The organism is Sorangium sp. So ce363, assembly GCF_051520435.1.
Classification (GTDB): Bacteria; Myxococcota_A; Polyangia; order Polyangiales; family Polyangiaceae; genus Sorangium; species Sorangium cellulosum_B.
This window is the reverse complement of the sequence record NZ_CP150333.1, coordinates 1,262,534-1,286,945: the sequence shown is the minus strand read 5'-3', so window position 1 is coordinate 1,286,945 and position 24,412 is coordinate 1,262,534. Positions and strand designations below refer to the sequence as shown.

General features: G+C 70.0%; 17 protein-coding genes. 8 read left to right on the top strand and 9 right to left on the bottom strand.

Annotated features, from left to right (window positions below; all coding sequences use genetic code 11):
* Positions 1–533: 533 nt before the first annotated feature.
* Positions 534–1,748: an aldose epimerase family protein gene (locus WMF12_RS04805; protein ID WP_437867011.1), complete on the top strand. Its 1,215-nt coding sequence runs from the start codon at positions 534–536 to the stop codon at positions 1,746–1,748.
* Positions 1,749–1,904: 156 nt separating this feature from the next.
* A complete protein-coding gene (locus tag WMF12_RS04800) occupies positions 1,905–3,110 on the top strand; it encodes an alpha/beta hydrolase (protein ID WP_437867001.1) in 1,206 nt (401 codons plus the stop codon).
* Between the two features lie 51 nt (positions 3,111–3,161).
* Here WMF12_RS04800 and WMF12_RS04795 read toward each other — a convergent pair whose 3' ends face one another.
* On the bottom strand, positions 3,162–4,652 hold the full coding sequence (locus WMF12_RS04795; RefSeq protein ID WP_437866989.1) for a glucuronyl esterase domain-containing protein: 1,491 nt from the start codon (positions 4,650–4,652) through the stop codon (positions 3,162–3,164).
* A gap of 20 nt (positions 4,653–4,672) precedes the next feature.
* Entirely contained in the window at positions 4,673–6,307 is a 1,635-nt protein-coding gene (locus tag WMF12_RS04790) for a glycoside hydrolase family 30 protein (protein ID WP_437866969.1), read from the bottom strand.
* A 604-nt stretch (positions 6,308–6,911) separates the two neighbouring features.
* On the opposite strand from WMF12_RS04790, the gene WMF12_RS04785 reads away from it, so the two are divergent.
* From WMF12_RS04785 to WMF12_RS04775, 3 genes are all read left to right on the top strand, one after another.
* Complete coding sequence (locus WMF12_RS04785) at positions 6,912–7,778, top strand: glycoside hydrolase family 11 protein (protein ID WP_437866952.1); 867 nt, start codon at positions 6,912–6,914, stop codon at positions 7,776–7,778.
* A 309-nt stretch (positions 7,779–8,087) separates the two neighbouring features.
* The gene (locus tag WMF12_RS04780) at positions 8,088–9,641 is read left to right on the top strand and encodes a DUF5924 family protein (protein ID WP_437866948.1); all 1,554 of its coding nucleotides are present in this window, start codon (positions 8,088–8,090) and stop codon (positions 9,639–9,641) included.
* Positions 9,638–10,468 carry a hypothetical protein gene (locus WMF12_RS04775; RefSeq protein ID WP_437866943.1) on the top strand — a complete coding sequence of 277 codons (831 nt, stop codon included), beginning with the start codon at positions 9,638–9,640 and terminating at the stop codon, positions 10,466–10,468. Before WMF12_RS04780 ends, WMF12_RS04775 begins: the two co-directional genes overlap by 4 nt.
* A 15-nt stretch (positions 10,469–10,483) precedes the next feature.
* Here WMF12_RS04775 and WMF12_RS04770 read toward each other — a convergent pair whose 3' ends face one another.
* The 4 genes from WMF12_RS04770 to WMF12_RS04755 all read right to left on the bottom strand — a co-directional run bounded on the left by WMF12_RS04770 (position 10,484) and on the right by WMF12_RS04755 (position 15,748).
* Positions 10,484–12,403, bottom strand: a complete 1,920-nt coding sequence (locus tag WMF12_RS04770) for a sensor histidine kinase (RefSeq protein WP_437866932.1) — start codon at positions 12,401–12,403, stop codon at positions 10,484–10,486.
* Between the two features lie 178 nt (positions 12,404–12,581).
* Positions 12,582–13,745: a formimidoylglutamate deiminase gene (locus tag WMF12_RS04765; protein ID WP_437866913.1), complete on the bottom strand. Its 1,164-nt coding sequence runs from the start codon at positions 13,743–13,745 to the stop codon at positions 12,582–12,584.
* 161 nt (positions 13,746–13,906) lie between these two features.
* Complete coding sequence (locus tag WMF12_RS04760; protein WP_437866904.1) at positions 13,907–14,545, bottom strand: hypothetical protein; 639 nt, start codon at positions 14,543–14,545, stop codon at positions 13,907–13,909.
* A 180-nt stretch (positions 14,546–14,725) separates the two neighbouring features.
* Positions 14,726–15,748, bottom strand: a complete 1,023-nt coding sequence (locus WMF12_RS04755; protein ID WP_437747943.1) for a YegS/Rv2252/BmrU family lipid kinase — start codon at positions 15,746–15,748, stop codon at positions 14,726–14,728.
* Between the two features lie 157 nt (positions 15,749–15,905).
* On the opposite strand from WMF12_RS04755, the gene WMF12_RS04750 reads away from it, so the two are divergent.
* Positions 15,906–18,989, top strand: a complete 3,084-nt coding sequence (locus WMF12_RS04750; protein WP_437866896.1) for a PEP/pyruvate-binding domain-containing protein — start codon at positions 15,906–15,908, stop codon at positions 18,987–18,989.
* Between the two features lie 216 nt (positions 18,990–19,205).
* Positions 19,206–19,718, top strand: a complete 513-nt coding sequence (locus tag WMF12_RS04745) for a DUF1993 domain-containing protein (protein WP_437866886.1) — start codon at positions 19,206–19,208, stop codon at positions 19,716–19,718.
* Between the two features lie 37 nt (positions 19,719–19,755).
* Here WMF12_RS04745 and WMF12_RS04740 read toward each other — a convergent pair whose 3' ends face one another.
* Together WMF12_RS04740 and WMF12_RS04735 are read right to left on the bottom strand one after the other, a co-directional pair.
* The gene (locus WMF12_RS04740) at positions 19,756–20,346 is read right to left on the bottom strand and encodes a Uma2 family endonuclease (protein WP_437866877.1); all 591 of its coding nucleotides are present in this window, start codon (positions 20,344–20,346) and stop codon (positions 19,756–19,758) included.
* Between the two features lie 139 nt (positions 20,347–20,485).
* Positions 20,486–20,692 (bottom strand): hypothetical protein, encoded by a 207-nt coding sequence (locus WMF12_RS04735; RefSeq protein ID WP_437866866.1) that lies wholly within the window; start codon positions 20,690–20,692, stop codon positions 20,486–20,488.
* 324 nt (positions 20,693–21,016) lie between these two features.
* Between WMF12_RS04735 and WMF12_RS04730 the strand changes: the two genes are divergently transcribed.
* A complete protein-coding gene (locus WMF12_RS04730) occupies positions 21,017–22,120 on the top strand; it encodes an AAA family ATPase (protein WP_437866851.1) in 1,104 nt (367 codons plus the stop codon).
* Positions 22,121–22,394: 274 nt separating this feature from the next.
* Here the strand turns inward: WMF12_RS04730 and WMF12_RS04725 are convergent, their stop codons facing one another.
* A complete protein-coding gene (locus tag WMF12_RS04725; protein WP_437866824.1) occupies positions 22,395–24,410 on the bottom strand; it encodes a sulfatase-like hydrolase/transferase in 2,016 nt (671 codons plus the stop codon).
* Positions 24,411–24,412 lie beyond the last annotated feature (2 nt).

Below are 24,412 nucleotides of genomic sequence, written 5' to 3'. Positions count from 1 at the left end.
AGCTGAGCGCGGATTTTCTGCGTGTCACGATATACCATCCCTTCGGATCGCCAGCACACCATGGTGCTTCACCACGTCAGCGGACCGCCACGCCTGGAGGCGAAAACTGGCAACGAGCACCGCGAACCAAGCTCGACATCGGATGGCTGGCAAGTCTCCTCCGGAGCGGCGCGTCAAGAGGACGGGCACAGGGCCACGGTATTGTTCGATGTGGATTCCAATTTCGGGATCGAGGCTCGCCTCGCGCCGGTTCATTTGAGTTGACACGGACAATGTGAACGTTCACAATTTCGTCTCAGGGTGTCGTTTCGCTTTGTCCCGGGTAGCCGTCGTGCGCACCGGACTCTTGGTCCTTTGTACCGGGATCGATCTCTGCGCCGGCTCCGCTCGGGTGTCGTGAACGCAAGCCATGGCGAGATCGCGGGGGCTCGCCCGCGCTGGGCTCGCTCAGGTGGAGCCGATCCAGGTGAGACAATCCTGGCGGAGGGAACAGCATGGCGATGGGTAGGACGAGATCGTGGTTCGGATTGACGATGACGGCGTGCCTCGCCGGCGCGTGCGGCGGCGCGCAGACCGTCGACACGCCCCCTGCGGCAGCGCCGCCTGCGCCGGCGGCGGCCCCCGCGGCGGACGCCGCTCCAGCGGCCCCGGCCGCCAGATCCGAGCCACCTGGTGGTGAAGCCGTGAACGCAAAGCCCGCTTCCGTCTCCAAGGCGCCTTTCGGCAACGCCGATGGCAAAGAGGTGATCCTCTACACGCTCACGAACGCGAACGGCCTGGTCGCGAAGGTGATGACCTACGGCGCGACGGTGACCGAGCTCCACGTCCCCGACAAGACAGGGAAGATGGGCGACATCGTCCTCGGCCACGACAACCTCGACGGGTACCTGAAGAGCAGCCCGTACTTCGGGTCGACGGTCGGCCGCGTGGCCAATCGCATCAAGAACGCGCAGTTCCAGCTCGATGGCAAGACCTACAAGCTCTCCGCGAACAACGGCGCCCACACGCTGCACGGCGGCAAGAAAGGCTGGGACAAGGTCGTCTGGGACGCGGAAGCGACCGAGACGCCGGACGGCCCCTCCATCAAGCTCACGTACGTATCGAAGGACGGGGAAGAAGGATACCCCGGCACGGTCAACGCGACCACGACCTACACGCTCACCAACAAGAACGAGCTCAGGGTCGAGATGTCGGCGACGACCGACAAGACAACGATCGTCAACATGGCCCACCACGGCTACTGGAACCTGGGAGGGCACGGCTCGGGCTCCGTCGCCGACCAGGAGCTGACGCTGCACGCCGACAGCTACACCCCGCCGGACGCCACCGACATCCCCTCGGGCCAGATCAAGCCGGTGAAGGGGACGCCGCTCGATTTCACCACCGCCAAGCCGATCGGCAGGGACCTGAAAGCCATGGGCGGCAAGCCGGTCGGATACGACCACAACCTCGTCATCAGCGGCGACCCGCACAAGCTCCGCGAGGCGGCTCGGGTCAAGGATCCGAAGACCGGTCGGGTGCTGACGATCGAGGCCGATCAGCCGGGGATCCAGTTCTATACGGGCAACTACCTCGACGGGTCGATCAAGGGCAAGGGCGGCGCGGTTTACGATCAGTACAGCGGCTTGTGCCTCGAGCCGCAGAAGTTCCCGAACTCGATCAACGTCCCGGCCTGGAAGAACGAGGTCATCCTCAAGCCCGGCCAGCGCTACGCGCAGACGGCCGTCTTCCGGTTCACCACCGAATAGCTCGTCGACCGTCACCCGCGCTGCCTCGCAACGCCTGCGCGCTCGCGCGAACGTCACGATCGGCTTCACGTCCGCCGAGCGGCGCGCGAGCGCCACGGCCCGGCGTCCGTGCCGCACACGCCGATGGCGGGCGGCAACCCAATCCCAGGAGGATCCATGACCCGCTCGATCCCATGCAGTATCTCGCTCCTTGTCGCGCTTTCAATCGCTGCTTGCGGGTCCGACGACGACGCCGCCGACGGCTCGGGCGGCAGCGGAGGAAAAGGAAGCAGCAGCGCTTCGAGCAGCAGCAGCAGCAGCAGTCCTTCGAGCAGCAGCAGCAGCTCTTCGAGCAGCAGCGGCAGCACCTCGGGCGCGGGCGGCACGGACGACCCGAACCCGAGCGGCGGGGGAGGTCAGGGCGGGACGGTCGATCCGGTCGGCACCGAAGGCGACGGCGATTTCGAGATCGGGCCTGACTACCGGGATGCCCCGGAGATCAAGAGGATCGACGGCGTTCCCCAGGGGCGGACGTTCACGTTTTCCCTGTCGTCCCGGGAGAGCGACATCTTCACCGGCCACGATCCGACGTTGAACGACAACGCCAAGGGGGATTTCAACCGCCGCGTGGAGGTCGCGATCCCCGCGACGTACGTCGACGGCGCGGAGGCGCCGTTCATGGTCGTCCAGGACGCGCGCGACAGGAACGAGATCATCAACACGATCAACAACCTCGTCGCGGACCCGAACAACCGTTTCCCGAGCGTCATCGCCATCTTCGCCGCGAGCGGAGGGGGCGACTCGTACGGCAGCGAGCGGGGGCTCGAATACGATACCATGTCGGACGCCTATCAGAGGTTCGTCGATACGGAGCTCCTCGAGGCGGTCAAGAACGACCAGGCCGTCCACGCCGCGTACCCCAACCTGAAGTTCACGAGCAACCCGGACGGCCGCGCCACGTACGGATGCAGCTCGGGCGGGGCGGCGGCGCTGACCATGGGCTGGTTCGGCCACGACACCTACCGCAAGATCGTCACCTACTCCGGCACGTTCGTCGACCAGCAGAACCCCCTCGCGCCCACCGAGGCCGAGTATCCCGACGGCGCCTGGGAGTACACGGAGGGGCTCATCCGGGAGAGCCCGCCCAAGCCGTTGCGCGTCTTCCTGCAGGTCGGCGAGAACGACCTCGGCAGCACCAGGGATGAAGCCAGCCACCACAACTGGGTGATGGCGAACCAGCGCGTGGCGGCGATCCTCAAGGAGAAGGGGTATCACTACCGCTTCGTCTACGCGAACGGCGCCAGCCACTGCGACGGGAGAGTGATCAGGCAGACGCTCCCCGACACGCTGCGCTGGATGTGGCGGGGCTATCCGGTCGATTGACGGTACGGGCCGGTGGCCTGGGGAACGGTTCAGACCGGCAGCCTTGGCGACCTAGGGAGTATCCTTGCGCGGCGGGACGACGTCGAAGCGCCGGGTCCCCGGCTTCCCCAGGAGGACCTGATCGGCGAAGTCGAAGATGGCGTTCCAGTCTTCCTCGGTGGCGCCGTGCCCGCCGGGCCGGAAGTTCAGCCCCACATGCTCGGGGACGCCGAGGAAGTCGTACACCGGCTCCGCGCCAAGGTACGACTGCACGGCCGCGTAGGCCCTTCCGTACTGATCTTTGAGCGAGTTGCACAGGATGAAGAGCCGCGGCGCGGTGAGGGCGGGCAGCCAGTGTTGGTCCGAGGGAAGGCGCTCCGTCCGATTCCTGAACTCCGGAAGCAGCGGCCCGAACCAGTAGGTGTTCTGGTCGACGATCTCGGTGATGCCCTGCCCGAGCCCGCCGCCCATCTCGGCGCCCGAGAACCGAAAGGCCATGCCCCCCGCCACCGGGGCGGTGAGCGCGATGCGCTCGTCGAAGGCGCCCGCGAGCAGGACCGCCTGGCCCAGGCGTGACGTCCCCGTGATCATGATCTTGTCCCGATCGACGGCAGGATCGGTCATCAGGTAGTCGACAGCGCGGGAGATGCCCCAGGCCCACGCCGAGATGTCCCTCCAGTCGTGGTCCGGGTAGGCCGGAAAGAACGCGCTCGACGCGTAGTCGCGAGAGTCCGCGCCGAGCTCCTGGTAGCCGATCGTGGCCACGGCGTAGCCTCGCGCGAGCGCGCCCGCCGCTCCCCCGAGGCTGCTTTCGCCGGAGCTGAAGGAGAGCGAGATCAAGATGGGACGCGCCTCGGCCTCCCCCTCCGGAGTCGCCTCGGCCTTCGGGAAGAAGAGGCCCAGGTCGAAGCCGAGCTCCCCACCTGGCCCGAAGCTCAGGTGAAGCTTGCGGTAGGTGGCGTCCACGCCCGAGGCCGTCGTGATCTCCGACGGCTCCGAGACCGGCACGGCCGTCACGTTGCCCGGCGGCGGCGGCATGTGCCCGTACGTGTAGTCCTCCAGGATCCGCATCATCTCCTTGCGGCGAGCCCGCCACTGCGCTGCCGTGGTGACCTTGGTCCCATCGACCATCGTGAGCGGATCGGGCATCTCGGAGATGACAGGGAGCTCGTCGACCGGGATCGGCGCGGAGTCGTCGACCGAAGAGCTCCCGCCGCTCGGGTAGGGATCGCTCGGAGCGCCCAGCCAGCAGCACCGCTCGCTCGGGACAGCGCAGCTGCCCTCCACCTCCAGAGCGCCCAGGGCCGGACAGTCGTCGTGACAGGTGAAGGTGCACGGCGTGGTGGCCGGGCCGCCGCCGCCGCTGCCGCCTTCCCCCGCCGACGTCGTGCCTCCGCTCGAGCTCGAAGGCGAGCTGCCGCCCGCCCCGCCGCCTCCAGCTCCACCGGTGAGGCGCGGCGCATCGGCCTCTGCCGCGGGGCCTCGCTCGCTGCAGCCCATGAGCGCCCCGCACAACGCGCCGACGCACAGAGTCGTGAAGCGGATGGTCCGACGCTCGATCATGGATGTCGCTCCAGGGGAAATCAGGGCATCGGGATGACGAAGGTGGTGACGGAAAAGGCCGGGACCGTGACCACCAGGCGATAGTCTTCGATCGCCATGTCGGGGAGCCGATCGAGGTCCTCCGTGCGCGAGGTGCGGTGCACCTCCGAGACGGGACCGACCGTGGGGAGCCGGGTGAGATCGAGCGTGTAGCCGCGGCTCGCGTTGCGATCACCGTTGCGGACCACGAGCGAGAGAGAGCTCCCGTCGGCGCTGACCGAGGCCACCATGTCCTTGCTATCGACGTCGACGAAGCGCGCGCCGGGCCGGATGTAGCGGCTGAAGCCGGCATGCATGTAGAAGCGCTTGATGGGAGCGAAGGACTGCTCGCGGTCGTTCAGCGTGAAGCTCGCCCAGCTGCGCGACGGATCGCCCGACTGCCAGTCCACCCAGGCCTCCGGCTTCAGCTCGCGCAGATCGTCGATGATGCGCTCCGCCATGAACAGCGCCGCGTCCGTGTCGTCGCTGATGCTCTGCCCGAGCGGCCCCGATTCCGATTGCCACAGCCGCTTGCCGAGCCTGGTCGCCAGCTGCCGGAGCTCGCTGCGCTGGCTGCCCGCGTAGGAGTGGACGTTGAGCTGCTGGAAAGCGGCGAGCGTCCCCGCGCCGAAGGCGCCGATGTTCCGGACGGCGTCATCCATGCTGTTCTCGTCCGACGCGCTGACCACCGTCTCGCCGAGGCCCTTGCTGGTCAGCTGCCTGGCCACCTCCTGGATGATCTTCTCCTGACTCGCCCGGTCGAAGTGGCATCCTTCCTGGGAGCCGTTCGATTTCCACCAGTCGGCAAAAGGCTCGTTCAGCGGCTCCAGCGTGCGAAAGGTGATCCCGTGCTCGTCCCTGTAGTGACGGACGACCTCCGTGAGGTAGTGGGCGAAGTCGTCGTAATGGTCCGCTTTGAGGTTGTCTTTGCCGTTGCTGCTGCCCGAGGCGCAACCGCTGTTCGTCATCCAGTAGGGGGGAGAGTTGGAGAACGCCTCGAAGATCAGATCCGCTCCGCGCTCCGCGATGCGCAGGAGGATGGCGCGCTGCCTGGCGTCGTTCGCCCACGTGAAGGTCCCGTCGGCGCTCTGGAATCCAGGCATCTCGCGGTGCTCCTTCATGTGCTCGTGGGACGGGTTTTCCCCGCCGCCGATGTTGTAGCGGAACACGTTGTAGCCGAGGCCGTTCACCGGATCGACGACCGCTTCGACCACGGCGTTGCGCTTGGCTTCCTGCCATCCGCCCACGTGATCGGCCCACCAGCACAAGCTCGTGCCCCAGCCCTCGAAGGATTGGTGCATCACGTTCGTGTCGACCCGGACGAGCTCCGTGCCCGGAACGGCCGTCACCGTGGGGCGAGGCTCGCTCGGTGGGCCCCCGCTCGCGCCCGACGAGCCGCCGCTGGTCGAAGCCGCGCTCGCCGCCCCTGCCCCACCGGAGCCCGCCGGCGCCCCGCCCGAGCCCGCCGGCGCCCCGCCCGAGCCCGCCGCTCCTCCTGCTCCGGTCGAGGGCGCGCCGCCGCTTCCACCGCTCGACCCGGCCTCGTCCGAAGGAGCCGCCGAATCACGACCGCAGCCCGATACGAGGACCAGGGTGATCGCGAGGAGGGACGAGGTTCTCGACGTCCTGGTCATCATGGGGCCGTCCCCGAGCACCGGCGCCTCCCGGTCGCTCCACGGTGAGAGGTCTCAACAGCTCTCAGGTGGTCGATGACCTGTCCGGCCGGACAGGGCGCCGAACAGGCAGCGTCTTCCCGAGAACGGCAACAGTAGAGCATGACGGCGCGGAGCGTGGAAGATGGGACCCGAGCCGATCCCACATTCCCGCCCTCATGTAGTTCTCTTGCGCTGTTTCACGCGACTCGGCGCGTCAGGGATCCAGCGCGTCAGGGATCCAGGGTGACGGGGGGAGACGCTTGCCTCGGCGGCTGTTGGCAAACCCACCGTACCGGGGGCGGTTGTGCGACCTCGTCCGCTGCTCGGCCGGGTCGAGCCTGAAGCGGGCCGTGGACCAGCGGCTGGAATGGCTCTACGGGCCGTTGTCGCCACCGAGCCCAGATGCTAGCCATGATCACGAGATCGGCTGCAGGGAATTGACTCATTTCGCCAAGGAGGATCTGTGAGTTTAACTTTGTTAAAACATTTTACTATCGCCCTGGGATTCGTCGCTGTGGGTTGCGCGGGACCGGATGATTCATCTGGGGATACCGGGGCGGGTGGCAGCTCGTCTGGGACGGGCGGCGTGACCTCGGGCAGCGCCGGCACCACCGGCAGCACCGCGGGCCCGGGCGGCGTGACCGCGGGCAGCACCGGCACCACCGGCAGCACGGCGGGACCGGGCGGGTCGACAACGAGCGGGACCGGAGGCTCGGACGGGTCCGGGGGTGCGGGCAGCACGACAACGAGCAGCTCGACCGCGGGCAGCACGACAACGAGCAGCTCGACAACGAGCAGCACCACCGCGAGCAGCACGAGCGCGAGCACCACGGCCTCGACCGGGACCGGCACGCCTACCCGGTGCACGGAAGCCGACCTGGAGGTCTGCAGCGACAGGACAGGCATGCATTGCGGGCTCACCTTCGAATACTGGAAGGACCGAGGAGACGGGTGCCTGCTCAACACGGCGGATGGCTTCAGCGTGAACTGGAGCAACATCAACAACCTGCTGGGCCGTAAAGGCGTGAGGCCGGGTGGGAAGAACAATATCGTCACCTACGAGGCCGACTACCGGCCAAACGGCAATTCCTACCTGGGTGTCTACGGGTGGACGAGGAGCCCGCTCATCGAGTATTACATCATCGATAGCTGGGGCAACTGGCGTCCGCCGGGCGGAGAAGGGCACGTGGGCACCGTCTCCAGCGACGGAGGTACCTACGACATCTACAAGACCCAGCGAGTCAACCAACCTTCCATCGATGGCACGGCGACTTTCTATCAGTTCTGGAGCGTCCGGCAGCAGAAGCGCACGAGCGGAACCATCACTGTCGGCAACCACTTCGACGCGTGGGGGAAGCAGGGGCTGACCCTCGGGACCTTCTATGAGGTCTCGCTGGTCGTGGAAGGCTATCAAAGCAGCGGCAGCGCCGATGTGAAGGTCTCGATCGAGTGAGCGCCGAGCCCTGAGCATCGTTTCGGCCGACAGCCGTCCCTGAACGGAGCAACGACGGGCACCTGGAGCATCCCCTCGAATTTTTCGGGGGGAGAATTCACAGGGAGGCGGGGAGTAAAATCCCGACGATCTCACCGTCTCCCTGTTCAGTTTCCCGGCAAGATGCCGACCCATGAGGGGGTTGTTCAGGACGACGCCACGCCCCGTCCAGGCGCTCGCCGCCCTGCGCGCCCCCGAGCGCCGGCCGCGCCGGCCCGCTCGTGCGGCGCTCGAAGGTGGACCGCCCGTCGGGTACGCTGCGGGCCGGACATGAAACAGCACGCGCCGCGCTCCCCTGACGCCCCGGCCCCCGGGGCCCACGCGAACGCGCCCTCGCTGCCGTCGCCGCCGCCTTCCAGCGCCACGGCGCCGGTCCACAAGACGCGCGTCCCGGAGGCCTTCGGAGAGGCGCCCACGATCATGTACATGCCGGGCGACGAGCCCGATCGCTCGCCGGGCCACGCCCCGTCCCACGCGGCCGGACAGGCCCGGCCACCGGCGACCGACGAGGCCACCCTGCGCATGCCGCCCAGGGCCGGCGCCCAGGCAGGGGACGAGGCCACCCTGCGCATGCCGCCCAGGGCCGGCGCCCAGGCAGGGGACGAGGCCACCCTGCGCATGCCGGCCAGGGCCAGCACCCCGGGCGGGGAGCACGACGACCGCACGCTCAAGATGCCCGAGCGGCAAGCGCGCGGCGCGGCAGCGGACGAGGACAACGCGCCCACCGTCAAGGCCGAGCCCAAGGCGTCCTACGTCGACCTGAACGCCGAGGACGAGGACAAGCCCGGGGACCTCCGATCGTCCGCCCGCGCCTTCCTCAAGCGCCACCACAAGAAGCTCTGGTGGCTGCACACCGCGTATGCGCTCAGCCTCGGCGCCTTCGTGGTGACCTTCGCGCAGAAGGGGTTCCAGCACGCGCGCTTCCTCGCGGTCACGGTCAGCGTCGCCTGGCTGCTCGTGCTCCTCTTCTTCCGGCTCTTCGGCACCGGCGCCCGCCAGGACTTCGCGACGGCGTGGCGCGGCGCCCGGCTGCGCTTCCTCGTGATGACCTATGTCCTGAAGAACCTCTATCAGGGCATGCTCTTCTTCCTCCTCCCCTTCTACTGGAAGAGCGCCAGCCTGGACGCGCCGAACCGGTGGTTCGTCCTCCTCCTCGCCGCCTGCGCGGTGCTCTCGACGCTCGATCTCGTCTTCGACCGCGTGCTCATGCGCTGGAAGACCCTCGCCTCGGTGTTCTACGGGGTGACGCTGTTCGCGTGCCTGAACCTCGTCATCCCCGCGCTCCTCCCCGACACCCGCACGCTGTACACGCTGCTCTCCGCCGCCCTCGTGTCCGTGCTCGGCTTCTGCACGCTGCACCTGCCGTTCGGGGCCCTCTGGAGCCGGATGGGCGCCGTGTTTTTCGTCGTCGCGATGGCCGCCGGGGTCGGGCTCGCCTACGGGACGCGCGAGCTCATCCCGCCCGTCCCGATGCACCTGTCCTCCGCGGCCGTGGGCCCCTCGGTGCTCCCGGACGGACGTCTCGCCATGTCCGTGAAATCACTTCATTTTTCTGTGATCCGCGAGCTCCGCGCGGTGACCGACGTGGTGGTGCCGGGCGGCGACGGCGATCGCCTGCTCCACGTCTGGCGGCGCGAGGGGCGCGAGGTCCTCCGCGCGCCCGAGGAGACGCTGCGGGTGCCCGGGCCGGAGGGCGCGGTGCGGCTCAAGTCGCAGCTCGTGGGCGGGAGCCTGCCGCGCCGCCTGGCAGGGCGCTGGACGGTGGATGTCGAGACCGAGGACGGCCAGCTCGTCGGCCGCACCTCGTTCGAGGTGACGGAATGAGCTGGCCGCTCCGGGGCGGAGGCGAGGCGAGCGCCGCGGAGCGCGCGCGCTGGGTCGACGCCGGCAACATCGCGAACGGGTTCCTCGTGTTCGGCAACGTCGTCACGGGCTTCATCGCGATCGGCAACGTCGCGCGCGGCTTCATCGCGATCGGCAACGTCGCCGTCGGCGTCGTCGCGATCGGCAACGTCGCCGTCGGCGTGGTCGGCGGGTTCGGCGCGACGATCGCCGTGGGCGCCTTCGCCGGCGCGGGCGTGCTCGCCCTGCCGGTGCTCGACGGGGTGGCGGGCGTGACCAGCCTGCTCGCCCTGAATCCATTCCTGTCGGTGCTCCCGATCGCCCTCTGGCTCTTCGCCGCGCGCGTCCTCCCGGGGGAGCGCGCGCCCCGGCTGGGCCCCGATCCCGAGCTCGCGTCGCTCTCGTCGGTGCTCCGCGGCGAGCGCTCCGAGGGCTGGGTCCGGGGGCGGGTCGAGCGCGCGGGGGACGGCGCGCTCCGCCTCACGCAGCGCGGCCGGGCCGTCGAGCTGCCCGCGACCCCGGAGGCGCTGCGCGCGGGCGCGGCGCTGCTCCCGGAGGGGCGCGGCGCGCGGCTCCTCGCCCTCGTTCGGGCGGAGGAGCACGTCCGCGGCGGCGAGGGCGGCTACCGCGCGGCGCAGGAGCGCGAGCGAGTCCTCACCGTCGCCGATCTGCTGGCGCCGCCGGCGTGGGTGCCGCCGTGGATCAACGGCGCCGAGGTGCAGTGGTGGCTCGCGCGCGCGTGGAACGTCGGGGCGGTCGTGGCGGTCCTCCTGAGGGCGGCGCAGCTCATCGCGGGCGCGATGGGATGAGCGCCCGCCGCTCGCCTACTCCGTCCCTCCGTTGCTCCGCTCCTCCGCCGGCTTCCGCTCGCTCTCGGGCACCAGGGCGGCGTCGCCTCCCTCGATCTCCGGAGGCAGCGGCAGCCGGACGCGGAACGTCGTGCCCTGACCTGGCTCGCTGTCGACCAGGATCTCTCCGCCGTGCGCCCACACGATCAGCCTGCAGACGTAGAGCCCGACGCCGAGCCCGCTGTGCGCCTCCGGTGTCCACCGGAACGGCTCGAAGAGCCTGTCCCGCTGCTCCGGCGTGATGCCGACGCCGCGATCGTGCACGGAGATCACCGCAAAGCCGGCCTGCCGGAGGACCGACAGCGTGATCGGCTGTCCAGCGCCGTGCCGCGACGCGTTCGACAGCAGGTTCGTGATGACCTGCTCGATGCGCGCGTCGTCCCAGTAGCCAAACACGGACCGGTCGAGCTGGAGCTCCAGGGAACACCCGTCGGCCTCGAGCTGCTCTGTCACCTGCCGCGCGGTCCTGCGCACGATCTCGTTGAGCTCCGTCCTCTCCAGGTTCAGCGCCGGCGGGCCGGTCGCGAAGCTCGCGACGACGAACATGTTGTTGATGACCTGCGTGATCCGGGCGAGCTCCCGCGAGGACACCTTCAAGAAGCGGCTGATGTCCTTCGAGCCCAGCGTCGCCATGAGGGGCTGCGATCGCGATCGCAGCATGTGCTCGTACAGGAGCCGCAGGCTCGTCAGCGGCGTGCGCAGCTCGTGCGAGGCGAACCGCAGGAACTCCTCGCGGACGCGGATGGCGTCCTTGAGCTCCGCCTCCGCGCACTCCAGGCGACGGACACGATCCTCGAGCTCCCTGCGCAGCTCCTTCTCGCGCCGCACGCCGGTGGCCAGGTCCTTCGCGCGCCGCTGCAGCAGGATCGTCAGGACGAGCGTGGCGAGCATCATCACGCCGCAGGCCGTGAGGACCACACGGCGCGTCACGACATACACGCCATAGGCATCGTCCTTGTCGATCTCGGTCGCGAGGCCGAGCTCGAGCTCCTGATCCCACAGCCACGAGCCGACGACCGGGACGCCGCGATAATCGCGGTATCCCTCGACATCGACCCCGGCGATCCCCCCGATGGCGCTGGTCGCCATGCGCGTGAGCGGCTGCTCCGCACGGGGCAAGAGGCGCCCGGAGCCGTCCGGCGCTTCGCCCCCGGGATCGCGTATCTCCACGTTGAGGCTCGTGCGCTCGCCGGCCGCCAGGATGCCCATGTCGCGGAGGTTCTGGGCGAACCTGAGCTCCGTGACGGCACGACCGTGCCTGTCGAACGCGTAGGTCTCCCCTGACGCGCCGACCTGTCCGCGATGGGCGATCTGCGTCAGCTCCTTCCCGGGATCGATGCGGAAGGCGAGCGCCGCGATGATCTCCCCTTCCCCGACGACGGAGCGCACCGGCGCCGCGACCACGAGGACGGGGGTGACCCTTCCGATGACGGTAGACCGCATGGCGAAGGGAGTACCCATGACCGTCGAGCCGCGCAGGGCCGCGGCGATGGTGTCCGGGTCGTGGACGCTCAGCGTCTTGGTGGCGAGGAGCTCATCGCGATCCGAGGCGATGTGGGTGCCATCCAGCGCGATGACGTCGAAGCCGAGGCACTGTTCCCGCTCGACGACGCTCTCCAGCTCCAGCCGCAGATCCTGGAGGTGCGGGCTATCGCGGAGCGAGCCGTCGCTGCGGCGCACCTCGACCTGGGCGGCGACCGCGCGCCGTATCCTGGGCTCGTTCGCCCAGAACCCCGCGGCGCCCTTCGCCTGCCGCGCCCACGTCAAGAGCCCTTCGCGGGTCGTCGAGAGCACCGCCTGCAGGGTCGCCGCGATGTTCCTGCGGTGGACGTCCTGGATCTCGTGGAGGCTCAGGAGCAAGACGACGCCGATCGGCAGCAGCGCTGCCAAGGGCATCCAGTCGAGCCATTCCTTCCTTCGTCGATCGTTTCCCATGCAGGAGGCAGGCGAGACGCGGGGGGACAGCACCTCACAAACCACGCCACCACCCCGTGTGACCGCGCTTCACGCTCGCCCGCTCGACCCGGGGCTGCCTCGATCCCCCCGCGCCACGGCGAACCGCGCCTCGCCTCGGTCAACGCGCAGGCGGGCCCGAGGGCGCGGGGCTCCCCTCCACGATCGAAGGGCTCCCGCTGTACACCACCGCGTCGAGCAGCCGCTCCTCCCGCACCATCGCGAGCGCCGGCGCGTCCCGGCGCACCGAGATGCTTCCGCCAGGATCCGCGAACCCGCACGCCTCCGCCCCCCGCTGCGAGCCGATCTCCCAGAGCACCTCGGCGGGCGTCGCCCCGCCCTCGCCCCGCAGCGTCACGCGGCGGCCCGTCCGCAGCCGCTCGCCGAGCTCGACGCCGCGCATGTCCTCGAACGGATCGGTGATCACGTGGCTGTCGATCCCGACGCACAGCCGCGCGCCCGCCGCGCGCAGCGCGCTCACGTCGGGCAATCCGTCGCCGAGGTCGCGCTCGGTCGTCGGGCACAGGCACGCGAACGCCCTCGCCGCGCCGAGCAGCGCTGGCTCGTGCGGCGCGAGGTGCGTCGCATGCACCGCCACGAAGCGCTCGCCGAGGACCCCGCGCTCGGCCAGGAGCTCCACCGGCCGCCGGCCCGTCTCGGCGAGGCACGCCTCGATCTCGGCCGGCTGCTCGGCCACGTGCATGTGCACCATGAGCCCGCGCTCCGCGGCGTACCGCGCGATCTCGCCGAGCCACGCCGGGGGCACGGCGCGCACGCTGTGGGGCGCCACGCCGACGCGCACGTCCTCGCAGCCCGCGTAGCGCGCCCGGAGCGCCTCGACGTCCGCGAGCGCCGCGTCGAGCGAGGCGTCCGAGAACCGCCGCTGCGCCCCCTCGGGCGCCCTGCCCGCGCCGGCGCGCGCGTAGACGACCCGGAGGAGCGCGATCCGGAGGCCCTCCTCGCGCGCGGCCTCGATCACCGCGTCCGCGAGGACCGTGCGATCCGCGTAGGGCGCGCCGCCCGGCTGGTGGTGCACGTAATGAAACTCGCCGACCGTGCGCACGCCCGCGGCGCGGAGCTCGCGATAAGCCACCTTCGAGATCGCATGAATGGACTCCGGCGTGAGCGACTCGGCGAGCGCGTACATGGCGCTGCGCCACGACCAGAAGTCGTCCGCCCCCGACGGCCCCGGCCGCTGCGCCTCACCGCGCATCCCGCGCTGGAAAGCATGCGAGTGGGCGCTCGCGAGCGCCGGCAGCTCGATGGCTCGCTCGGTCAGCCTCATGGAGCACGTCTATCACGTCCATCGCGTCCATCACGTTGGGACAGACGGGAAAAGGCGTGGGCAGGCCGCTCTGCCGGGGCGGCGCCGCGATCCAGAGCGGCCATCTGTACCGCGGCAGGGAGCGCAGCGGTCCGGGACGCGCGCCTTCCAGTCAATTCCGGTCAATCATCGCTTGGCGTCAGGAGGAGCGGGAGGCAGCCGACGTTGAGCTTGCTGCAGGCCCCATCGAGCACGGCGGGGTCCTCGTCGGATTGCTCGTAAAACGCCATGGTGAGCGCGCTGCACTCGGGGAGCACATCGCGCGTGTACGCTCGCACCTCGGCGGCGCAGGCGTCGATCTCCGCGATCGTGGCCGTGCACTGCGTCGGCTGGCCGCAGGGCTTTGCGTCGACCTCCATGAGGGCCTGATCCATCAGCTGCTCTGCCTGGCTCGGGTCGGCCATGCACCCCTCGACCAGCTCGGAGCACTTCGCCTGCAGCTCGGCGTCGCTGGTCCCGGCGTCGTCCCCGTACGCCGCGCCGAGCACGCCCTGCATGAGGCAGACGTACTCGACGGTCACCTGCTCGGCGCTGCAGCGGCGATACCCCTTGCACGCCTGCTCGACCTCCGCGGGCGAGAGCTCGCTGACGAGCGCCGACGTGTCGAGTCCGGAGCAGGACGCGGCCCCGGAGCCCCCGCCTCCCGCCGAACCCGCCGAGTCGCCGGGCGTCGCCCCGTCGTCGTCTCCCCCGCAGCCCAGCCCCGAGAGGCCGCAAGCCAAGCACACCCCCACCACACAAGCCCAGAACGTCGTTCGCATTCCTCTGCGCTCCCGATGAAAGGTCAAGAATCGAGCCCTGCCGCGGCAGAACCACGTTTCCTTACGCCGGGCGGCTCCGGTTCCCCCCCTGACGAGGCCGTCACGATGCTGCTCGCCGCGACGCGACGCCGGATCGTGGTCGTCTGGGTCTTCCTCGGGCCTTCGCGGCCCGAGCGCGCCTCACGGCTTCGGCTCGACCTCGAGCTCGGGCAACCCCGCGAGCTTCACCTCGACCTCCGCGGCGGGCGGCGCTTCACGGGCCTCCTCGCGGCGGGGCGCCATGACCGTCAGGGCGCGCGGGAGGCACTCCACCACGAGCGGCGTCGTCCCGGCCTCCTCGCCGTCGATGAGCACGTTCTGGGGCGGATCGGTCGTGATGCAGACCCGCCGGGCGGCGAGGAAACCTATGTTGTCGCGCTCGGCCGGCTCGCCGTCGATCGCGGTCCTCAGGAGGTGCAGTCCGGTCGCGACCGCCTCCACCAGCGTCGTGGCCGACACGATGGTCAGGTCGAGCCGCCCGTCGTCGGGGGACAGGACGGGCGGCCCCTGCGCCAGCACCGTGCGCGGAGGCGCCATGTTCGCGACGGTCACCGCGACCGCACGGCAGTGGATCCGCTGGTCCTCGGTCTCGATCTCGACAACGAACGGCTCGAGGCTCATCAGCTTCCTCAGCCCGGTGCGGATGTACGCGAGCACACCCCAGCGCTGCTTCTCGTCCTGCGGGGTCTCGCCGACCGTGTCGGCGTGCAGCCCGACCGCCGAGAGCAGGATCATGGTCTTCCCGTTGGCGCGGGCGGCGTCGATGCGCGTCGGCTCACCGTGGACGAGCACGTCGATCGCCCCCTCCAGGTCGGCCGGGATTCCCAGGGAGTGCGCGATCGAGTTCGCCGTTCCCAGCGGCAGGACACCCAGGCACGCATCGGCCCCGAGGAGCGCGGACGCCACGCTGGAGATCGTCCCGTCGCCGCCCGCCGCGATCACCAGGGAGGCCCCTTCGCGGCGCGCTGCGTCGGCGCAGGCGGCGGCAGAGCGCTCCGCGCTCGTCTCGTAGACGCTCAGCGCAAACTCGCGCTGGAGCCGGGCAGGCAGCGACTCGACCGAATCGCCCGCGTGGCCAGCAGCAGGGTTGACGATCAGCGCCGCTCTCCGCTCGGTCATGGCGGCATCGTAGAACGCCGAACCGGTTGAAACCCCAAGAAAAATCGGCAGGGTGGCCGCGAGCAGACCCGCGCGAGCAGCCGCGCCGCGCCCGTACGGCTGTGCCTGCGTGCGCCACGCGCGCGACAGCGACGCCCCGCCGCGCAGCCCAGAGACGCCGCTGGCAGCACGATGGCACGGCAGTTGTACCGCGATGTTGTTCATGAGACTTCAGCGAATCGGTCGACCGGCTTGTCTTGCGCTCGCGCTCCTCGGCGCGGGGACGCTCGCCGCCTGCGGAGAGGACTCGTCAGCGGGCGCGGGTGGCAGCGGCGCCACCAGCAGCGGAGGCGCCACCAGCGGCGAAGGCGGCGCGGGCGGCGAAGGCGGGGGGGACGGCGGGAGCGCCGGAGGCGGCGCGTCATGGCCCGTCGACACCTACCCGATCGACATCACGCCATCGGAGGACTGGAAGAACCAGATCAGCTTCCCCTTCGAGCCCTTCGCCGCCTGGCCCGCGACCTTCGAGACGCCAGGCTGGGTGAAGTTCACCGTGCTGATGCACGACCCCACCAAGGTCTACTACCAGGACAGCAACAAGTTCCCGTTCCACGGCGAGTTCGCCACGGCGCGGCTCGACCCGTTCTTCGAGATGTCGCGGGACGAGTTCGACCAGGTCTCGCTGCACGAGGAGGGGCAGAAGGCCATCCTCGGCGCCGTGCTCTTCCCGCCGACCCCGGAGAGCGTGCCGGAGTACGGCATCCAGCTCGTCCGCCAGGACGCTTACGACCCCGAGGTGGCGCGCGTCGTCCTGGAGCTCGTGAAGGACAGCGTCATCGCGCCCCAGGGGGCGCGGCCCTTCTATTTCCCGACGTACGAGCAAGCCGCGTCGGCCGCGGAGAACAGCGCGTTCTTCGAGGCGAGCGGCTTCCCGGTGAGCTCGGTCGAGCGGTGGCTGGACGGCGACGCGTGTTATGCGACGGGCTGGGCCGTGGGCCGGCTCCGCTATGTCCCGCCGGACGCGATCGACGCCGCCTACGCGAGCGGCGAGCTCCGGGCCGAGGACATCCTGCTCACCGACTCCATCCCTGCGGAGGTGCCGTATGTGGCGGGCATCGTCTCGCTGTCGCCCGCGACGCCGAACGCGCACACCGCCCTCCTCGCGACCTCGTTCGGCATCCCGTTCGTCTACCTCGGCGATCCGGCCGCCGCCGAGGCGGCAAAGGCGCTCGACGGCGAGGAGGTCGCGCTGCGGGCCTCGCTGCAATACGGGTCCATCTGCCGCGCCGTGCTCTTCGAGGCCGGAGGGATCGCGCCGGCGGACAGGGAGCAGCTGCTCGCGCTGAAGCGGCCCGGCGAGCTCGGGATCCAGCCCAAGGAGCCCCTCGGCGCCTACGCCGGATCCACCGAGGATCTCGGCCCCGCGGATATCGTGCATTTCGGGGGCAAGGCCGCGAACTATGGCCTGCTGCGGGACGCCATCCCGGAGAACTCCGATGTCGCTGTCGCGCTGTCGTTCGATCTCTGGGACGATTTCCTCGATCAGGTCGTGCCCGGCGGCCGCACGCTGCGCGCCGAGATCGCGGAGCGCCTCGCGGGCCATAGCTACCCGCCCGACATGCTGGTGCTCAAGGCCGATCTCGCGGCGATCCGCGCGCGGATCACCGGGGAGACCGCCTTCTCGGCGGGGCAGCGGCAGGCGATCGAGGCGGCGCTCGAGGGCTTCACGCCCACGAAGAAGATCCGGTTCCGGAGCTCGACCAACGTGGAGGACAGCGCCGTCTTCACGGGCGCGGGCCTCTACGACAGCTACAGCGGCTGCCTGGCCGACGATCGGGACGCCGACCAGGAGGGGCCGAGCCTGTGCGACCCCGGCGAGGCCGGCGAGCGCGGCGTGTTCCGCGCGATCCGCAAGGTGTACGCGAGCTTCTACAACGACAACGCCTTCCTCGCCCGGCTCCTCCATGGCGTCGACGAGGCCGAGGTCGGGATGGGCGTCCTCGTCCATCACTCCTATCCTGACGACGACGAGATGGCGAACGGCGTCGCGACGCTCGAGCGGCGCGAGCTGGTCAATGACCAGATCCAGATCGTGACGCAGCTCGGGGCGACGTCCGTCACCAACCCGGAAGGCGGAGCGCAACCGGAGGTCGTGACCGCGAGCCTCTTCGACCAGGAAACCTCCGTTTACCTCCTGTCCGGCTCGACGCTCGTCCCGCTCGGCGGCCACGTGATGCAATGGGAGGACGATTACCTCGCGCTCGCCGCGCTGCTCGGCCGCGTCGAGGCGCGGTTCAGCGAGGTGAACCCCGGCAGGAAGTCGTTCCTGCTCGATTACGAGTTCAAGAAGATGAAGCCTGGAGACCTCGTCGTGAAGCAGGTGCGCGAGGTCGCGCTCCCGGACACGGCGCCGAGCCTCACGCCGTTCCTGCTCGACGAGCCCCGGGAGGTCTGCACCTTCCAGGGCGAGTTCGGCAACGTGTTCGCGAACCACCGGCTCAAGGTGCGCGCGAGGCTCTCGGCGAAGAGCGGGTTCCTCACGCCGGCGGCGCTCGCCAGCACGCTCTTCGACGAGGACGCGCGGCTCGATTACCTCTCCGGTGGATCGGTGACGACGCTCTCGGGGAGCCCTGCGGCGTGGCCGGCCGCGTCCCACGCGTATGCCGAGGAGACGGCCACGGACTCCTTCGTGGACGGCGCCGGGGCCTCGGAGATCACCTATGCTCTCGCCGCCTCCCCGGTGCCCGAGCTCCTGCCGCCGTCGCTGGGCCCGCTGGTCGCGCTGCGCGACGTCGGGATGATGCTGAGCGCCGCCTACGCCACGCCCGTGCCGGCGCTCGAGTGGGACGGCACGCCGCTCGACGTGTCCTCGGAGGTGGTGCAGCTCGACGCCTGTCCCGCGGACGGCCCCCCGGTGGCGGGCGCGCTGCTCCAGGAGCGCTCGCTCTCGTGGGCGTCCGGCGTCACGGTGGAGACCTCGTTCTACTGGCCGCCGGCCCCCACGGGCCCCACGGCGGGGTACACGGCGCCGCTCCACAAGTGGGTGGAGACGCGCATCGAGGGGCTGACGAGCGCACCGATCGTGCTCAGGGGCTACCACGCGCAGACGTACCACCCGCAGCACCACAACTTCTCGGAGGATTTCATCTTCGAGCCTCGCCTCGAGCCCGGCCTGGATCCCGCGATCCTCGCCGAGCTGGAGCAGAAGGGCATCCGGCTGATCCACGTCCGGACGCCGGACGGCGGCGCGGACGGCGCGAAGCTGTGGACCCTCGATCCAGCGGGCGTGTTCCACCGGGTCGACTGAGCGGCGCACGGGCGGCCTGCGGAGCCCCGGCGAGCCCCGCCGCCGCCTGAGGCTCCGCCGGGCGCGTCACTTCTCCTCGAAGCGTACAACCGGGCTCGACTGCCGTTCCAGGCGACCGCGCGACGTGGACCGCGACCGGCGCGCGCGCGGAGTTGACGCGCGGAGGCTGCGGGTGGACCAGAGGCGCCGGCTGTTCCTGCTGACGAGGAGAAGATCATGAGCCTTTACGACAGCTCGTTCCCCCAGATGACTCGCATGCTCGGCCAGGTGCTGGTCTGGCTCGACAAGGCGGAGGCCTACGCACAGCAGAAGAAGTTCGATCCGGAGGTGCTCCTCACCGCGCGCCTCGCGCCCGATCAATGGAACCTCAGGCGTCAGCTCCAGAACGTCATCGCCTGGCCCCTGAGGCTGAGCGCGCTGCTCACCGGCGGGGAGCCGCCGCAGCTCGAGACGGGCGACGAGACGCTCGCGGAGCTGCGCGCGCGCATCGGCAAGGCGATCGAGCAGGTGAAGGCGCTGAAGCCGGAGCAGCTGAAGGGCGCGGAAGACCGCACGATTCCGCTCTTCTTCCTGCCGGGCAAGGGCATGAAGGCCCCGGAGTTCGTGTTCGGCTTCGCGCTCCCCAACTTCTACTTCCACGCAACCACCGCGTACTCGATCCTGCGGCACAACGGGCTCGACGTCGGCAAGTCCGACTTCATCGGGGCGCTCGACCTCCGCGACCTGTGACCGCGGCCGCCCTCCCCCGCGGGGCGGCGGGGGGCCGTCAGTCGTCCTCGCGCTCGTCCCCGACGAGCACGCCGACCTGAAGCTCGAGCGCATCGAACGGCTCGGCCCTGATGCGCTCGCCCCGCTCCGCGCGGAGCGCCACGAGGTACCCCTCCGGGATCCACCGGTGCACGGTCAGCGTCTCCTCCCGGGGATCGACGATCCAGTAATGGGGGAGCTCACAGCGCTGATAGACGCGCATCTTCTTGACCGTGTCGTTGCGCGCGTTGCTCGGGGACAGCACCTCACAGACCCAGTCGGGCCGGATCCGGACAGGGCACCCGCTGGGCCGCTCCGGCGCGCGCTCGCGACGCCAGCCGACCACATCAGGCCGGTACACCTGGTCCGGCATGAACTCGACCTCGATCTCGGTGGCGAACCACCATCCTCCGGGCCAGCGGCCTCCGGGGCGCCGCTGGAAGGGGATCTTCACGTGCGCGACGATGGCGGACTGCGCGTCGCCGTGCTCGAACGAAGGGACGGCCTTCCGCACGAGCTCGCCGTCGAGGATCTCGTGAAAGCGCTGCTCCTCGGGGATGGCCAGGAGATCCGCCACCGTGGCTGGGTGTGGCTTCTGTGCGGCGGGCACGCGTCGAGCATAGCGCCTCCGAGCGAGGTGTCGCGACGCTTCGCTCGGCCTTACCAGCTCGCTCCGCCTCCGCGACGTGGGACCGCGACGCGCCCTCTCGCCCGATCGGCGCCGGGCCTCGGTCCAGCGCGGCGCCCGCTCAGCGCGCGCTCTCCCTCGGCTCCTGCTCGGCGAGCGCCGCGAGCGTCTCCCGCGCGACCAGCGCCGAGGACGCCGGGGTCTGCCCGGTGACGAGCCGGCCATGCCGGACGGCGAACGGCTTCCACACCGGCGCTCGCTCGTAGCGCGCGCCCAGGGAGCGCAGCCGCGACTCCAGGGCGAACGGGACGACGGTCGCGAGGCCCACGGCCTGCTCCTCCTCGTCCGTCCTGCCGAACTACTTCATCGCCGAGGCGGTCGCAGCGAAGCAGGTCGTCGTGGTGGGGCCGCGGCCGGGCAGGGGGCGCCGGGGCGCCCGGAACACGATCCACCTCGCCTGACGCAAGGGCGCGGCGCAGAGCACGCGCTTTAGGGCCGTGCAGGCGGCGCTGCTGGAGGAGGGCTGAGCGCCGCGCGGGGCTCAGCCGCCCGCGTCGCGGAGCGTGCTGGGCCCGGAGCGCGCGCCGTCCGTCCGCCGCCCGTCCAGAGTCCGCACGCTTCACCGGGCGCAGGCGCGCCGTCGAGCGATTCAGTGAAACCGCTGGCGGAGATCCTGGGGGAGAAGTACGGCGAGGGCGGCGAGCTTCAGTGGAAAGGGCTCCGAGGCGGCACAAAGGAGGTCGTCTTCGGAGGAGGAGCGGAGTTCTCGATAGGAGCAGAGCTCAACGAGATTGAGAACCAATACCATATAAAGTATCGAATCTCCGTCGCGGCCGGGCTCTCGAATGCTGCTCCCAGGGTCATACGCGAGGCCCTCTACGGGAGCACAGACATGGACTTCGACTCGCACCCCGCTGAGAACGCCCCTACGCAGAAAGACAACGAACACTTGCTCGTGCGCCTCGCGCGAGGTGGTGAGGAATCCACCTTGTCAAGCTCGCCTGCGATAAGTTCGGCTGCAATCGCGCAGGTCAGGGATCCCCGTTACGTCCGGAGACAAGCAAAGCGGACGCTGCACACGCTACGCTCGATGCGCTATTTGGATCTCTCACCGGACGCTGCGCGGCTACCCTCGTTGCCAGGCCGACAGGTGCTCGGGGATCGCGGCGAAAACCTCTCGTCCGTACTGCAAGCTATCTCCCAGGATCCGAAGCGAAGAGACACGCTCCTCGAGTGGATCCGCGCCCTCACGCCGCTCGACGTGATGGATCTCGAATTTCCCCAGGATTTCGCCGGACGCGTCCTCGTGCACCTCGTGGAGCAGGGCGGGCGCAGGATCTCGGCCTACAGCGCCTCGGACGGCACGCTGCGCTTCCTCGCGATCCTCGCCGCTCTTCTCGACACCGACTCCGCTCACTTCTATTTCTTCGAGGAGATCGAGAACGGCATCCACCCGACGCGCCTTCACCTCCTCGTGCAGCTCATCGAACAGCAGTGTCGGACAAGGGATGTCCAGGTCATCGCGACGACCCACTCACCCCAGCTCCTCGGATTCCTCAGCCCTGAGTCCCGAGAGAGCGCTCTCCTCATCTACCGGCTCCGCGGCGCCGACGAGTCCAGCGTGCGCAAGGTGGTCGACCTTCCTGACCTGAACCGCGTCCTCGAGACGCAGGACCTCGCTCGGCTCCACGCCTCGGGGTGGCTGGAAGACATGGTGGAGCTCATGGCAGACGACGCGGGCGAGGCCGCCCAGTGAGCTATCGCGTGCTCGTCATCCCCGAGGACTTTCGCAAAGATCAGTACGTCCTCGAGCCCATCGTCGCGAAGATGTTCGAGGCCATCGGCCGCAAGGCCAAGGTGCTCGTGTGCCGCGATCCGCTCCTCGGCGGCGTCGAAGGAGCCGGCGGAGGGGCGCGGGATCCTGGCCCGCGAAGCGGCCTCGCGGTACGGCCGCATTCGCTCCCTGTGCCTGGAGGTCGCGGACCTCGAGCGACGCCTCGGCGCGTAGCGCCCCTGCGCCCCGTACAGGCTCACCCGCCCCAGTCGACCTTCGGCCTCCCGGGCGGCGTGACGTTCGGCATCTCGTGGAAGAGCCCCCGCGCGAGGTCGGGCAGCGGCGCGCACGCCTGCTCTCCCAGGTTGGTCAGCTCCAGCGGGTCCTCGAGCACGTTGAAGCAGTGGTACTCGCCGTCCCACTCGCGCGCCTCGATCTTCATCGGCCCCTGCATCATCCCCCAGTTGCGGAACGCGCAACCCCACACCCACGTGCAGTTCGTGAGCGGCATCGGCGCGACCGTGCGCTCCGGCCGCGTCAACGGGTGCCCGATCATCCGCCGGCGGAACGGATCGAGCCCCGGCTCGTCCCAGAGGCCCATCAGATCGAGGAACGTCGGCGCCAGGTCGAGGTGCCACACGAACGTGTCCTTCGCGCCCTCGATGCTCGCCCGCTCCTCCGGCGCGAGCGTCCCCTCCGGCGCGTCGACCCACGTCGGGACGAGGATCTCCTCGTCCCAGAGCGAGCTCGTGTGGCCGAGCTGCCAGTGCTCCCGGAACGACTCGCCATGATCCGACGTGTACACGATGACCGTGCGCTCGCCGCTCGGCGTCCCGCGGATGTGCTCGATGAGCCGGCCAACCGCCATGTCCGACAGGTAAACGACGTTCTTGTAGTAGTTCTTGAAGTGCTCGTTCTTCTCGGGCGCCTTCGTCAGCTCGCTTGGTTGAAACGGCGAGTGGAGCGGATCGCTCACGTACGGGAAATGGACGTTCGAGTAATGGACGACCGCGAAGAACGGCTCGACGAGCTCGCCCCACTCCTCGATCACCCGATCCGTGAGCTGCCGATCATAGGCGCCGTAATCGAGGTCGGCGCCCGGATCGAGCTGGGTCGCGACCGCCCGGTGCGAGACCGGGATGTCTTGCACGTAGAGCCGAGCGTTCCCGAACATGAGGTTCTGGCTCGTCCAGTACGCGGTGTCCCACCCGGCCGCGTGGGCGTAATCCCAGAGCAGCGGCGCAGCGCCGAGCACCGCGAGGCTCTCCGTCGGAGGGACGCCGGACCAGATGTTCGAGATGGAGATGGCCGTCGTCGAGTCGTGGGCCCGCATCTGCAGGAGCGGCATGCGGCGAGGCGCGGCGGCGTTGGAGAACGGCGTCGCCTTGTCGCAGGCCGGATCATACGCGACGCACGTCACGTCCGCCCGCTGGCTCTCCTGCAGGATGAGCACCACGTTCCGCGGCCGCGCAGGCCGCGCCGAGAGCCGCGGCACGCGCTCCGGGTTGCGGCGCTGCACCCGCAGATCCGGTGAGTCGTTCGTGACGCCGAGGTGCTCCTTCACCACGGCGGTGATGCCGTGGAAGTAGATCATGTCGGCCGACGACGACTGGATCACCCGGTAGCTCACCGGGATCATCGCCACGCCGGCCAGCGCGAGCGGCACGACCGCGGCGGCAAGGCGCCGCCTGAGCCGCCGGGGGCGCACGAGCCGTCGGGAGAGCCGGAGCGCCCCAAGGGCGAGCCCGAGCGCGACCGCGAAGTGGGCGATCACGCGCGGGTGCCCGAGCGGGAGGGTGCCCACGATCGACCAGGGGATCGACTGGGAGTGGATCTGGGAGTCGACCGAACAGTAGATGTTGTAGAGGGCGTGGAAGCCCCCCTGGACGCCGCACGCGAGCGTGAAGAGCGCGACGAACAGCGCGCCCACGGCGCCGCGCGCCGCGCCGCGGCGGCCCGAGGCGACGTAGAGCAAGAGGCCCCAGAACCCCAGCGACGCCGCCACGGTCGCGGCGTACCCCGCGGCGTGCGGCCGATCGAACGTGGTCATGTGGCGGGCCCGGCGCAGCACGTCAGCGACGAGGATCCAGAGCGCCGGCGAGGCCAGGAGGGCAGCGCTGATCAGGCGGCCGCGCCGGAGCGCGGCCCTCCGCGCAGCGCGCGGGCGGACGCGGTCACGGGCGGCGCGATCGTCCGCGCGCGCGGGGCGGATGGCGGGGGACGCGGGCGGCTCGGCGAGCGTGCCGCCCTGTCGGTCGATGTCCTGGGTCATCC